Source organism: Paraburkholderia sp. GAS333, assembly GCF_050435665.1.
In the GTDB taxonomy this organism is placed as follows: Bacteria; Pseudomonadota; Gammaproteobacteria; order Burkholderiales; family Burkholderiaceae; genus Paraburkholderia; species Paraburkholderia fungorum_A.
Map to the genome: position 1 here is coordinate 474,128 of NZ_JBNDKS010000006.1, position 14,671 is coordinate 488,798.

Annotated in this window: 5 protein-coding genes; all 5 read right to left on the bottom strand. The window is 62.2% G+C overall.

The features are described 5' to 3' along the window. Positions 1 to 4: 4 nt before the first annotated feature. The 5 genes from ABH945_RS29400 to ABH945_RS29420 all read right to left on the bottom strand — a co-directional run bounded on the left by ABH945_RS29400 (position 5) and on the right by ABH945_RS29420 (position 14,614). The gene (locus ABH945_RS29400; protein ID WP_429252948.1) at positions 5 to 9,211 is read right to left on the bottom strand and encodes a hemagglutinin repeat-containing protein; all 9,207 of its coding nucleotides are present in this window, start codon (positions 9,209 to 9,211) and stop codon (positions 5 to 7) included. A gap of 528 nt (positions 9,212 to 9,739) precedes the next feature. Beyond that, the gene (locus ABH945_RS29405; protein WP_429252949.1) at positions 9,740 to 10,741 is read right to left on the bottom strand and encodes a response regulator; all 1,002 of its coding nucleotides are present in this window, start codon (positions 10,739 to 10,741) and stop codon (positions 9,740 to 9,742) included. Then, a complete protein-coding gene (locus ABH945_RS29410) occupies positions 10,741 to 11,862 on the bottom strand; it encodes a hybrid sensor histidine kinase/response regulator (RefSeq protein ID WP_074771577.1) in 1,122 nt (373 codons plus the stop codon). Before ABH945_RS29410 ends, ABH945_RS29405 begins: the two co-directional genes overlap by 1 nt. 7 nt (positions 11,863 to 11,869) lie before the next feature. Further along, the gene (locus tag ABH945_RS29415) at positions 11,870 to 13,204 is read right to left on the bottom strand and encodes a sensor histidine kinase (RefSeq protein WP_074771578.1); all 1,335 of its coding nucleotides are present in this window, start codon (positions 13,202 to 13,204) and stop codon (positions 11,870 to 11,872) included. Between the two features lie 21 nt (positions 13,205 to 13,225). Continuing rightward, entirely contained in the window at positions 13,226 to 14,614 is a 1,389-nt protein-coding gene (locus ABH945_RS29420; protein ID WP_074771579.1) for a class I SAM-dependent methyltransferase, read from the bottom strand. Between the last annotated feature and the right edge of the window lie 57 nt (positions 14,615 to 14,671).

Consider the following 14,671-nt stretch of genomic DNA (forward strand, 5'->3'; position numbering starts at 1 on the left):
TTTTTCACCGATTCAATGTTCTGCCGGGGACAGCAGGTTTATACAGTTCGCCGGTAATAGGGTCTGCGGAGCCTAGATGACGTCCTCGTTTGTCATAGACCTCAATGTCGTTGTGCGTATAGTCCCATTCATAGAGAAGTTTGCCATCCGTCTTAACTCCGTTGCCCGCATTTCGTAAATCCTGCCAGACCGGACTGTCTGCCTTGCCGGGATTCGTCAGCCTGACATCATTGCTATTTCCTCCCGTCGAAGTAGTGACATAGTCAACCAGCCCCTTCGCCACACCCACAACAGGCGGCATCTTGAAGATGTCATCGATCACGCCCGATCCCGACGGCGTCGTCATCGGCATCCCCGCCTTGATCGTCGGATCAAGCTCGGTGGCAGGATCAGCGATGACGCCATCACCTTTGCTGGCCGTTTCACCCTTGAAGCCGGGCAGCTTGCCAAGTGCCTCCAGCCACCCAGGCAATAGTGCAGTCGATGGAGCTACCACGGAAAACTGATTGTTTTCCCCTTCGATCTGTCCAGCACCAGTTGCCGTCGCCGCATTCGTTCCCGAGGCCGTCGCGATCCCAGCCACCAGGCTCGTCACCAGATTCTCCCGAGCCTGACGGTCTTCCGCTGACATGTCGGTGGTCGGCGCCAGCAGCGAACCAAGCACCGAACTCGCCGACGCCCCCAACGCACCCGCGCCACAACTCTGGCGGCTCCCCGCCGCTCCAGAACAGCCGACAATCGCATGCAGCGCCGCACGTGCCGTTTCGCCAGCAGCAGTACTGTCCTGATCCAGACTATCCGCGATCTGTTTGACTTCAGCCGCGCCGAGTTGCTGGATATACGCCACCGTCGCGCTCTGCGCGAACTGGCCCACGCTTCCCGTCACGTTTCCGCCAGCCGCCACCGTCAGCGCGGTCAGCATCTGTCGATAGCTCCCGCCCGGCCCCCATTCCGCCGTCAGCTGGTCCGCCTGTACCTGCGCCGCCGCCCGCTGTTCCGGCGTCAGCGTTGGATCATTGGCCGCCGCTTTCGCCGCCTCCGCTTCCTTCGCGCGGTTGTTCACGAACGTGCCCACCTGATTGACGAACTGGCTCGTGATATCGAAGCCCGCTTCAATCTTCTCCTTATCGAAGATCGGTGCAATCGTGCCCGGCGTATCCGACGTGTCGCGGCTGACACCAGCGACTGCCTCATCCGCCGTCTGTCCGGTCAGTTGTTGCTGCTTCGCGCCATCGGTAATCGTGATGGTTCCACCACTGATCGCGCTCTTCGTCGTCCCGCTCGCGTCGCCCGATGCACTCATGACGATGGGCGGTGCCATCGAAAGTCCGCCACTAGTGGGCAGGGTCGTGCCAGGGATGGGGTTGACGTTGGTCGCTGCCCCAGACGGGCTCTTGCCGATGTCGCCGCCGTAACCACCGCTGATACCCACCGACTGCCCGCTGTATTCGGCTCGATTCTCGATATCGCTATGCGTGAGCGTCGCGGTCGCCAGGCTGTTGACGCCGTTCTGCACCGCCGTGTCGCTGCTGCTGATCACCGCGCCTTTGAGGTCGGTGTTGCCCTTCACATCGATCTGGAAACCGCCGTCGCCCGCGCTGATACCCGACTGTTCGGTGACACTCGCGTAATTGCTGTTCAGTTTCTGCTGACTGTAGTTGCCCGACACGCTGGAGCCGCCATAGCAGATCGGCGGTACGCACACGCTCACCGACACGCCCCCGCTCTGCTGCTTCGAACCGTAGGTACTGGTGTCCTGGAGACTTTCGATATTCAGATTGCCGCCGACGTTGGCGACCACCTGCTCCCCATTCGCCACCGCTCCCTTCAGGTTCGTATCGCCGCCCGATTGCAGCGTCAGGGTATTGCCCGCATTAACCTGAGTGTTCGTCCACGTCGTATCGCTACCGTTGCCATCACCCTTCGTGCCCGAAACACCCGCCTGGAATGAAATCCCGTTCTGCGAGCCAATGCCAAACGTCACACCGATACTCGCACTTGATCCGCTGTTCGTGCTCTGCTGGCTGTCGGTATTCTGCGCGGCCTGAAGGTTGATGTTGCCTTCGGCGTTGAGCATCGCGTTATTGCCTGCGGTGAGGTTGCTGCCGGTCACATCGATGTTGCTGGCGGCTCCCGCACCAGCCGCCTTGATCGTCAGGTTATTGCCTGCGGATACCGTGCTGCCCACCGCCGTACTCGACGACGCGACCGAATTGCTGTTGCTGTGGCTCGTCCCAAGCGACACGTTGATGCCCACGCCGCCCACCGCCGTCGGGTTGCTCATGACCGCGTCATAGGCGTTCTTGCCAGCGAGTCCGGTCGTCGCAGCAGCGAGCGCGTCGAGCCGCGCGTCGCCTTTCGTCTGCTTCGCGTCCTTGCGCATCTGGTTCGCGGTCTCCACCACGGCCAGGACCGCATTGCTGATGCCCGCAGAAATCGCGGTCTGTTTGAACGACTGCTGCTCGTTCTGCGTCGTGGTGTTTTGCGCCGCATCGACGGTGACGGTTTTGCCGGTCAGATCCAGATCGCTGGCCGCATGCAGCGTGCTGCCCGTCACGTGCAGGTCGTTGCCGGCCGTGATGGTGACGTTGCCGTTCAGCGAGCCGACCATGCTCCCATTGTTCGTGATCTGCGTGGCTTGCTGCGCGTCGGTCGTGGTGCGCATGCCGATGGTGTAACCTTGCAGCCCGCCGTCGAACTGGTTCAGCGGATTCAGGCCGCCGAGGAAGCCGTATTCCCGTTTGCTGTAGTCGCTCTGTGACTGCTGGGTGTCCTGCGAAGTCGTGATGGTGACGTTGCCTGCTGCGGCGATTTTCACGTCGTTCGTGCCGACCACGTTGCTGCCCTGAATCGTCAGGTCGCGGCCCGCCTGCACGATCACGGTATCGCCCGACACCGTGCTCGCGACGCCGATGTTGGCATTCGAGTTCTGCTTCGTGTCAGTGACCGACCCGCTGACGAGACTGCCTCGCTTCGACTGGACCGCCTGATAGTTATCGTGCTCTTCACGCGCCTCGCTGATGATCACGTTGCCGGTGGCAGCGATGGTTGCCGTCCCCATGCCGTTATCTACACCGTTCGTCACGCCCGCCGTGAGGCTTGAGCCGGTCAGCGTCACGTTACCCTTGCTGGCGTCGGTGCTGGTCGCCCCCAGCGTCGCATTGCCGCCTGCCGTGAAGGTTGTGCCAACCGCCTGCTCATCGTACGTATGGTCGACTTCCTTGCGCGTCTTGTCGTCGGTGGCGACGTTGTCATATTTCGCGGTATCCGTGACGGTGGTTGCCGTCAGGTTGCCGCCCGCCACAGCAGCAAGGTCGCCGCCAGCACTGACCGCCGCGCCCCTGAGCGTCATGTCGTTGCCGCTCTGTATGGCCAGGTCGCCGCCCATCGAAATCGCGCTGGTCTGGTTCGTCGTGCCACTCGCTTCCCAGTGATGCTGGTCGTTCAGCGTGACAGACTGGGACGTGGTGGACTGCACCGCATCCACCGTGATGTCGTGGCCCGCCGTGATCTGCGCACTACCACCCGCGCTGATGTTCGCGCCATGCACCATCAGGTCATTGCCGGCTGCGATCACCATGTCGCCGGTCGATGCGATCGTGCCGTGCGCGCCGAGCAGGGTCTGGCTGACCTTGCTGTCGCCCGCAGCGCCGCTGACACCAACGATATCAACCAGCGTCGTATTGACGATGTTGTTGCCCGCCAGCACCGCCACCCGGTTGCCGCTAATCGTGCCCGACGCGTTCACGACGTCGTTGGTCGCCGATACCACCGTCGTGCCGTTCGCGCTGCTGCTGCCGATCGTGCCGCCCCGGTTCAGGATATCGGTCGCGCTGACCACCGTCTGCGTGCCGCCCTTGATGACGCCGGAATTGACCGCACTACCTGTCGCGTGAATCTCCACGTCATCCGCTGAAATCAGCGCGCCGGTCGGTTGCAGGTCATTCGCATGGGTCTGCGCGAGATAGACGACTGGTGCGAGCACCTGCTGCGTGGTGCCGTCCGGCAGCATGACAGTCTGGCTGACGAGCCACACGATGTCGCTGGTCAGTGCATCCATCTGCGCGGCCGTCAGCGCAATGCCGGGCTCGAGCCCGAACTGCTGCGCGACGTTCACGCCGTTCGTCATCAGCGCCTGATACTCGTCCAGGTTGTTCGTGTAACCCTGGAGGTACACGCGGCCGGTGAGCTGCGTGATCTGGTCGCGTACCAGCTGCTCTTCATACATGCCGTCGCCGAGGCGCTTCTCGACGCTCTGCGGGTTCAGCCCCAGTTGCCTGAGCATGTAGTCGCTGGAGATGAAGCTCGTATAGCTGGTCAGGCGCGGATCGGTGACGATCAGGTATGACGCGCCGGGCGCAGCCTGGTACGTGTAAAGACCGCTTGTAGGCAGCGTGATCTTCAGCGCGCCAGTCGCGCCCGCGACCGATTGCGGCGCATCGATCGTCTGCGTCTGGCCGGTGGCCAGATTGACGGTCTGCGCGCTGCCACCCGAAATGCCGCCCACGGCACCATTCGCGCCGAGTGTGCCGCCCGTCGCGCCGGTGGCTGAGTTCGCCGCCGCCACATTCGTATTGTTGATGTCGGTTGCGCTGATCTGCACCGTGTTGTCCGCGATGATCGTCCCGCCCGTGCCGCCGATGGCGACCGGCGATAGCACAATCGACGGTTCGGCCACCTGACCGACGTCCTGCGTAGGATCTTCGTTCCATGCGTAGGTCGACACGATGTCCTGCCGCTGGTACTGGTACAGCGTCTGGCCCAGGTTGTTCACCTGCGTGCCGCCATAGCTGCCGCTGGCCGATGTATCGAGCGTGCTGTCCTGCGTGGTGCTGCCGATCCGGATCGAGCCGCCTGCCGCAATCGCACTGTAGTTGTTGTTCAGCGCGCCGACATTGGCGAGCGTCAGGTTGCCGCCGGCAAGAAACTGCCCCTGCTGCGCCTGGTCCGTCACCTGATCCTGCTGCGTGGTCGTCGTGGTGTCGCGCGCAGTCTCTACACGCTGGTATCCCTTGTGTCCATCACTGCGGGTCGGATATTCGGTGGCCGGGTCGTAGTTGATATGCGGATCGTAGCCGTCCCAGTAGGTGACCGTGACCGAGCCATCGGGATTCGTCGTGGCCGTGTTGTACCAGATCGTCTGCTGGACACCGTTCACGCTCACGACAAGGGCGCGGTCGGTGGCGTTTGCGCCCGAGGTTTCCGACACCACATCCGGGGCGGCGTAGGTCGTCGTGAGCGGCGTTTTGTAGGGACCTGACCAGACTGAATCGCCACAGCCAGCATTCCCGTCGCCGTTGCCCGGCGTACAGGCGATGTACTTGCTGCGCTTGGTCTGATGCAGCGACGAAATGTCGGTCGTCACGGTATCGATGGTCGGCGCGGGGCGCGAGTTCGTCAGCGTCTGCGTGGCGATTTCGATATTGCCTTGCGCCTCGATGGTGGACTGGTCGTTGGTGACCGAATTGCTGCGATTCGCGAGCAGGCCGCCAGCGTCGCGTGTCGCATCGGCGGCGATGTTGATATCGCCGAGGCTGAACAGGTTCGCACTGCCCGTGTTCGAAATATCGCCGGGCGAATAGAGGTGCAGTTGCGACGCAGCGGCCATGATGGCGGCGGTCCCGGTGTTGACGATGGACTGGCTGCCATTGAGCGTGACCGTGTTACCGATGATGGTGGCCGTATTGGTCAGCGTGGCGCTGTTCGTCGTCACGTTGTCGCCCTCGATGCGGCCTTCATTGGTAATCGCATTCGCGGCGTTGACGGTCGTGGTGGCCGAATTGAGATCGGCACCCGTCTGGTTGTCCAAGTTCGCGGCGTTGACCGTGAGCGCATTGACCGCGCCCAGCGTGCCCTGATTCGTGAAGCTGCCCGCAGTGGTGAAGGTCAGGTCGTGATTCGCCTGGATCAGATTGGCTGCACCGAGCGTGTAGTCGCTGTTGAGCGTGACTGCGGCATCGTTGCCTGCCACGATTCTGCCGTCGCCGGTGAGCTGGTTCGTCGCCACGATCAGGTTCTGGTCGCTGCCGATCGCGCCGCCCTGGTTTGCCAGCGTGCCGGCAGTGATGGCTACGCTGCCACCACTGCCGGCATCGTTACCGATCCGGCCCGATGTGTTATCGAGCGTCGCGGTGTTCAGACCGAGCGCGCCATTGGCGTGGATCGAACCGTTCTGGTTCACGACCGACGCGCCCGCCTGGTCGAGCGTGAGATTGTTGGTCCCCGAGAGCGAGCCGCCCGTGTTGTCGACCGACTGCGCGATGTTCAGCGCCAGGTCGTGGCCTGACACGATTTGCGCGCCATCCGTGTTCGACAGCACGTGCGCGTTCACGGTCACGTCGCCGTTGCCGCCGATGGTGCCCGCGCCGCTTACGCCGCCCGCGTTCGCGTTCGTCACGGTGGCGGCATCGACTGTCGTCGCGCCGTTGCCGATGTTGGCGATGCGGCCATCCGTATTGTCGAGCGATGCGCCCGCGACAGCGAGTGTCGACGCCGCGCCATTGGCGCCGATCTGGCCGCCGGTGTTGTCGATTGCGCGCTGTCCGGAGGCCGTGACCGTGCCGTTGCCCTCGATCATCCCGGCGCGATTGCCGAGCGTGCTGCCGGATAGCACCGACGCCGCGCCACCCGCAATCAATGTACCGCCCGAATTATCGATGCTGCCGCCAGTCACGGACACGTCGCCATTGCCGCCGATCAGGCCGTTGCCGGTGTTGGTGAGTGCGCCGCTGGCGTTCACGGTCATCGACGATTTGCCGCCGTTCGCAATCGTGCCGCCATCATTGGCGACGCTCTGCGCTGCCGCGGTGAGCGCGTCATTGGCCTGAATCGTGCCACCAGTGTTGTCGAGCGCACCCGCATCGGTCACGGTGACGTTCTGCGCGCCGATATAACCGCCCGCGCTGTTGTCGAGCGAGGCTAGTTTCAGCACCGCCGACGACTGGCCCGCGAGCGTGCCGCCACGGTTCGACACTGCGCCGCCGTCGATGGCAAGCGCGCCATTCGTGGCGATCGTACCGCCATTGTTCGACAGCGAGCCGGTGTTCACCGACAGTGTTCCGTTACCCGAGTTCGCAATGGCGCCGTGATCGTTGACGAGCGTCGCGGGACTGAGCGTCAGGTTCGCGGCATTGGTCTGCAACGAGCCGTTTGTGTTGTCGAGCGTGCCGGAGACGGCAATCGTCGTCGCGCCCTTGCCGGTCTGCGTGATCGTGCCGCCGTGGTTGACGAGATTCGCCGCGCTCAGCGCAAGCTGGTCCGCGCGGAGCGAACCCGCGCTGTTATCGAGCGTCGCGGCGCTCAAGGTGGCGTTCTGTCCGGCTGAGATCGTGCCACTGTTGCTCAACGTCATGCCAGTCGATGCATTGACGTTCCCATTCGCCGCCAGCGTGCCGCCATTGACCAGCGTCTGCACGGCGGTCGCAATCAGGTTCTGCACGGCCGTTATCGAACCTGAGTTCGCGATCTGTCCCGCCTGGACGGTCACGCTCCCGTTGCTCCCGATCGTACCGGCTGCACCATTGTTCAGCAGGCCAGCCGTCGAGAAGGCGAGGCCGGCAGCGTTCAGTGACGCAATATGTCCCGCCGTGTTGTCGAGGCTCCCTGCGTGCGCGGTCAGCGCGCCCGCGGCCTGCATCGTGCCGCCCTGATTCGAGACAGCGCCCGCGACGTTCGCCGTCAGCGTGTCGCCCGAGACGATCTGGCCACTACGATTTGATAGCGCACCTGCGGTGATCGTTAGCGCGATGCCCGAAGAGAGCGCGCCGTTATCGTTCGTCAACGCGCCGCTGGCGGTGGCGTTCACCGTGCCGCCTGCGGTGGTCGTAGCGCCGGACAGATTCAGGTCTCCACCGCGCGCGTTCAGCGCGAGGTGGCCGTTCGCCGAGGTCGTGCTGCCGGACAGGTTGACCGACCCGCCCTGAAGCGTCGCATTGCCACCGGCTGCGTTGCGGCCTGTCGCGGAAAGCGCGCCGGTTGCGCTCACGCCCAGATCGCCCGCTTGTGCAATCGAGCCGTCGCTGTTGATGCCCGCACCCAGCGTGCCACTCGAACCGACACTGCCAGCCGTGATGGTCAAATCCTGCTGCGCGGCCAGTGTGCCGCTGTTCTCCAGATCGCCGGCCGTGCTGACCGATAAACCTTGCTGACCGTAGGTCGTCCCGCTGTTATCGACGCCGTCGTGCGCGGATACGACGAGGATGCCGCTCGCGTTCGTCTTGCCGGTGAGTACCAGCTTGCCCTGCGTCGTGAGCGTCAGATCACCAGCCTGTGCTGCAATCACGCCTGCATTGGACACGCCGACACCGTTTTCGGTGCCGACCAGAACGATCCTGTTCGCGTACATGCCGCCAAGCTGGCTAACGTCGATGGACACACCGGGCGCTGCGCCAGTGCCTGCGATGGGTGTCGCCGCCAGCGTGTCATGCGAGACCTGATTCGCGCCCGTGACGACATTCAGGTTGTTCGCATAGATCGCCGCATTGGCCTGCACCGCGCGTGCAATCAGATCGACCTGATCGACGTTCGTCGCGTTCAGGCCTGCACCCTGCACGGCAATATTGCCACTGGTAACGTTGAAGCCGCTCAGGTTGCCGCTTGCATCAAGGATCGGCGAGCCCGTGGTCAGAATTCCTCTCGTCGTGTTGATAAAGCCACCACCATCGACCACGATGCCTGAGCTGTTCGCCACGACCACTTCCGCTTTGCTCCCTGCCACCTCAAGAAACCCGCGTAACTGGCTCGGCGAATTGCTGTTGACCTGATTAAGAATGATCCGCGCCGACTGCCCCGGCAGCAGATTCGCATTGCCGTTGATCTGGCCGGCCTGCTGCGTCTGCACGATAGTTGGCGAGTTATTCAGGATGACGCCAGCCTTCGGCACATCGAACTGCGAGTACGTGTTCCGGGATACGCCAGCCCCGCTCGGTCGGTTAATGTCGACCTGGGTAACACCGTTTGCGGTCTGGATCACGGTCGGCGCATGCGCGCCCGCTGCTGTGACCTGCGCGTCAACCAGAGAGGGAGCCGCACCGAAGAGCATCAACGCGGCGAACGCCGTATGGCGCATTGAGAATAATGAGATGCGTCGCGCTGGATGCTGACTGCTGGTCTCGCCCGAATCTGATTTGCCCGTACCGGTGGCAGTTTCCGCAACGGCAACCAGCATCCCCCTGGGCCGGCTGAACACCAGCCTGAAAATGTTCCTGTTCATTTGTTTTGCAATGCATAACTAATTTGGTCGGTGCGAAAACTAACCCAATCGCACCGGACCATTGGTCAACAATTGTCAGATTCGAGGCAAATGCACCACACGTCGGGAAAACAGGACAAATCTGATGGCATTGACTCGATTTCCTCGTGACGCATTAGTTACGCGCGATACATCAGCGCCTACACCGATGACGTTTTCGACAGACTTTTAACTCCAGAAATTAGTCATACTTAGCAAGTAGATTTATCAAAATCTGAAGCTTGCTTTTCTGTCGTGAGACGCGCCGATCGATGGGAAATGTTTCAGCGGAGACTGAGGGACTTGAACAAGGGAGTACTTCGACGCGCTTCCGTCCATCGCGCAGCAATGCCGGAAGGCGCAAAGGGAATTTTCCGTCGGCAGACGCGGCGAACTCGCGAGCCGCGCAAGTCGCGCTTTGGCGAAGACACAAAGAAAAACAGGCGACCAGGTCGCCTGTTTTTTTAAAACGAATACCAAGGTCGGGAACGCCCCAACCCGGCAAAAAACTCAGAACTGCTCGATCCACGTCGCCAGGCGATCGGTGCCAAACTCCGTTTTGCGTTGCGCCGGGCGGAATGCGATAGCGTCGCCCTCACGAGCGGACTCGAGCGCGAAGTCGTTGCCGTCGAGCCAGAGAAGGCTCGCCAACCAGACAGCGTGCTGATCCGACACCGCCTTGCTAACCGGTTCACTCAGGAATTCGGCCAGCGCGGGAAGCTCGTTCCACACCAGCGCATCGCCTTCGCGACGAACCTTGACGCCCGCCTCCTCCAGCGTGCCGGCCACCGCCGACACCGCGCCGCTCACGCCCGAGCCGGCATGCCGGTTGCGCAGCGCCGCGAGATTCTCCGCCACTTTGTGCCCGAAAATCCCGCTCCGGTCGCTTTCCGCCGCGACCAGATCGGAGTAGTCGAGCAGCAGCCAGTCCGGCTCGGAAATCTGCACATTGGCGAGTACCGCTGCGGCCAGGTAGGTCTCGACCGGCTGGAAACGCTCCGGCCCGATCAGCGTGGCCGAAATCGAGCGGACCACGCCGATGCGCGTGGCGATAGTCTGCTTCTGCAGCACGCCCAACTTCTCGCGCACCAGATGATCGCGCTCCTTGCGCAACTCGGCCAGTTCGAGCGCCTGCTTCAGTTCCATGCGCAACGCGGTGATATCCCACGGCTTCTTGATATAGCGGTGGATATGCCCCAGGTTGACGGCCGCGACGGTCTGATCGATCTCCGAATATGCGGTGGTCAGGATCCGCACGACATGCGGATAGCGCTCGCTCGCGTAACGGAGCAGTTCGTTGCCGAATTCGCCCGGCATGCGCTGGTCGGAGACAAGGACCCCCACCCTGTCACCGTGCTCGTCCAGCAGCGCCTTGCCCTCTTCCACCGAGCCGCCAGTCAGGACCGGCGCCAGGCTTCCGATAGCACGCTGGAAGTACTTCACGGCCGTGGCCTCGTCATCGACGAAGATGATCGCCGGCGCCGACTCCTGTGTGGCTTTCGTTTCGTTCATCAATAACTCCTGTGCGTTTTATCTTTGATATGGGGGAAATCCAGCATGACGGTGGTGCCGCCCCCCGGCGTCGACTCGATCCGGATGCCGCCGCCGCAGGACTGCATGACGCGGTTGCATAGAATCAGGCCGAGGCCGTTCCCACCGGATTTCGCGTGGGTGGTGATCGGGTCTGTCAACAGGCTGGCTTTCACCTCAGGCGGAATGCCAGGGCCGTTGTCGCAGATGCGGATGCTGGGCTCGGGTTCCGCTATCACGGTGAAATGCACCGACGGCGCGGATACATCCGCGAGCGCGCGCAGCGCATTGGACAACAGCGAAGAAAGCACCAGCGCCACGCAATTCGGTTGCGTCACCACCGGGAAGTCGCCGACGACCTCGACCTCCACCCACGTCCGCTGCGTCGTCGCAAACGGGTAGGTGTCGAGCAGAGCGGAAATCAGCCCATGCGCCGTGACCTCGCTGCGCGGATCGCTGCCCGCGAGCCGCCGGTGCCCGTTGTGGACCGAGCGCCAGAAAGACGAGACCACGGATATACAGTATTGCGCGCTCTCACGCATCGATTTCGCCGCGCCGGCGATCTCACCGTCGGAATCGTGCTCACCGTCGGCGCGATTTTCGATGCTGCGCGCGTTCAGCGCGATAGCCGCGAGCGGCGTGTTCAATTCATGTGCGAGGAAAGCGAGGGTCTCGCCCATCGCCATCAAGCGCTGATTCTGCAATGCGCGTTCGTGGAAGCGCTCGAACGCCACGTGCAGCGTCTCACGCACCATCGTCGGCGTAAGCGGCTTTTCGAGGATGCGGAACACTTCGCCGGCGTTGACCGTTTGCAGCAGCACATCCTTGTCGGCATAAGCCGTGACCAGGATGCGGATGATATGCGGATACTCCTGCGCCACCTGTCGCAGCAGATCGCCGCCGTCGCGCCCAGGCATGCGGAAATCAGTGACCAGCACGGCAATGCGGGCACTGTCCTGAAGCAGGATGGCGCTCGCCTCGTCACTGCTTCTGGCGAGCAGCACCTCGTAATCCGCGCCTAACGTGCGGGCGAAATACTTGCACGCCAGCTCTTCGTCGTCGACGTAGAGAAGCGTGGGCCGTGTCTGTCTGATGTCATTCATCGTGTCCTCACGGCGCGCGCGACAGATCGAAGCTGAACGACGCCCAGCTTCCCAGCTCGCTCTCGGCGAACAGCAGACCGCCGTGGCGCTCGATGACCGCATAGCTAATGGACAGCCCCAGACCCAGACCCTGCCCGATGTCGCGCGTGGTAAAGAACGGCTCGAACACGCGCGCGAGATTTTCGCCGGGGATACCGGGTCCGTTGTCCTTCACGGTGATGTGCAGACGTTCCTCTTCCCACCTGACCGCGATGTGAATGGCCGGTTTGACCGTGCCTGCTTTGCGCATGGCCAGCACTGCGTTGGAAAGCAGGTTGATCAGCACGCCGATAATCGCGGCCTCGTCGCCTTGCACGAGCGTATCCATCGGAAGGTCGCGCGTGACCGCTACGCCGCGCAATTCATGCGCGACGAGACGGATCGACGAATCGAGCGCCTTCTCGAACAGGAACGGCGTTCCCACTTCAGCCTCGGCGCCGGGCTTGCGGTACGCGAAAGTCTTCAGGTCCGACACGATGTGCTGGATGCGCTGCATACCCTGCTTCGCGTCGACAAGACATTCCTGCAGCGTCGGCTCGGTCTTGGTCACGGGTTCTTCCAACCCGACTTCGATCGCCATCAGACAGAAATTCACCGGATTGTTAACTTCATGCAGCAAGCCCGCGGCCAGCGTACCGATCGCCGCCATTTTTTCCTGCTGTAGCAACTGCCCTTTGATGTCGACCAACTGACGGTTGATCACTTCAAGTTCGGCATTTTTCGCGGTGACCTCGGACTTCAGGCGAAACAGCATGAAGCGCACCCGCTCGTTAAAGAAGGTATAGACGGCACTGGCGGCTGCAGCAAACAGAAGCAACAGGACGTTGACGGTGAGCGTGCCCGCCGGCGCGGCGCCACGCGAGTGCAGAAGGCATGCGAACAGGTACAGAACGCACGACAGCACGCCGAAGACCAGGTTCTGCCACAAGCCGAACGGCAGTGCGATGCCGGACGCGAAGATGGCGAGATTCAAGCCCATGTAATACGGCGACAGCACGCCGTCGGTCTGCCAGATCATCCACGAAATCATGATCTGCGGCAGCAGCAGCCACGACAGCGTCAACCATGAACTCAGATTCCGTCCCGTCGAATTGCTCAGCAGCACCACAATGCCGCCGATCATCAGCGAGACGAGCACGCGCGCCGCCGCGAACGGTGCCAGCAGTTGTGGATACTGCGCGTAATCCAGCCCCACGCCGAGCAGGACGAGCACGATGGCCGTATAGGCTCCACCGCGGCTGAACGTCACGCGAAAATCCGCCAGCTCGGTTTGATAGCCTGTGTGCAGTTGGGCAGTGCTCATGGATGACGTGTCTGCTGACGTTCAGAGGATCGTGGCTTCTGCGAACACATTCACCCCAGTCTCGTCGACGTAGAGCTTGTGTCCGTCGGACTGTTCAGGCAACAGCGATTCCATACCGCTCTCGTTCCGGTAGATCAGGTACCACTCGAGCAGATGCTCCATGCCGAACTTCTCGGGATTCGCCGAGTGCACGTTGGTGACGAGCAACTTGCCGCCGGGCCGCGTGCGCGAAGCGAAATAGCTGAGCAGGCGCGCGCAGACCTTGTCCGACAGATAGTCGAACAGACCCGCGCAGTACACCGCGTCGAATTCCCGCAACGATGCGTCGGGCGTGATCTTGCGTTTGAGCAGGTCGTGTACCGACTGGTGCACGGTTTCCACCACGACCTTGTGCCCGGCTTCAGCCGCCGAGCGCTCGATGGCGTCTTTCGTAAAAGCCAGCGTTTCTTCGCTGAAGTCGACCAACTGGAACGACAGCAGATCGGGCCGCGCGTATTCGCGCACGAAGCGCTGAATCTCGAAAGCCGGCCCGCAGCCGACGTTGAGAATGCGGAACGGTCTGCCGGCAACGCGAGCGGCTTCGGCCTGGCGCGTCAGGAAGTCGATCAGCAGCGTGATCCGGTTACGGTGCGCGGTCGCCACGGCGGCTTTGAGAAACGCCGTATTGACGATCTGGAAGTAGGTGGTCGGTCCTTGCTGCGGGTCGTTCAGGATCTGATTGACCATCTCGTAGTCGCCGGCGTAGCCGAGCGGCTTCGTAAAGGTCCGGTAGACAAACGGCGCACGAAGCAGCAACGGATGAAGCGCCGCTTGCGCATAGGTCCGATGCACGGGTGCGATCTCGACATCGACGCGCTCGGCCTCTTCTTCCAGACGCACAAGGTATGACTTGACCTTGTGCATGATTGGCGTGGCGAGTTCGTAGAACAGATCTTCGCGCAGCTTGCCATCGGTCTTCGGCAGGCTTTCGGTCAGATCGACCTGCTCGACCCAGCGCGACACTTCCGACAGGAACGCGCGCATCTCGTTGACCACGATCTGGTAGTCGCGGCGGATGTTGAAGCGCGCGTCCCAGTCGGTGACAAAGAGTTCCGCTTCCCGGCCGACCGATCTGGATTCGTTGGAAAGAACGCTCAGCTCGCGCCATTCGTCGATCAGCGCCAGTGAAACGACCGCGGTGAGACCGGTATTCACCAGACTGACCACGACGGCCTTGCCGAGGTAGGCATTCCTGGCACCCATCCGCACGCTCAGGTCGCTGAGTACCTCACTGACCTGGACAATGGAATAGGGGTTATAGACCTCCATTACCAAAGATTTTCTCTGGAGGTTAATGATCGTGCCACGAACCTGTTCGCGCTGCGAATTGCGAAAACTGACTACCGGGTCGATTTGCGTTTGAGAGTACACGGTATAAGAACCTGAGGAATCTGGAAAAACGCAGTTGGGTGTTCGGATGAGGTCCCG

Bases quoted from the DNA above. Each gene is read 5' to 3' on its own strand.
- ABH945_RS29400 (WP_429252948.1), bottom strand. From the start codon at position 9,211: ATGAACAGGAACATTTTCAGGCTGGTGTTCAGCCGGCCCAGGGGGATG.
- ABH945_RS29405 (WP_429252949.1), bottom strand. From the start codon at position 10,741: ATGAACGAAACGAAAGCCACACAGGAGTCGGCGCCGGCGATCATCTTC.
- ABH945_RS29410 (WP_074771577.1), bottom strand. From the start codon at position 11,862: ATGAATGACATCAGACAGACACGGCCCACGCTTCTCTACGTCGACGAC.
- ABH945_RS29415 (WP_074771578.1), bottom strand. From the start codon at position 13,204: ATGAGCACTGCCCAACTGCACACAGGCTATCAAACCGAGCTGGCGGAT.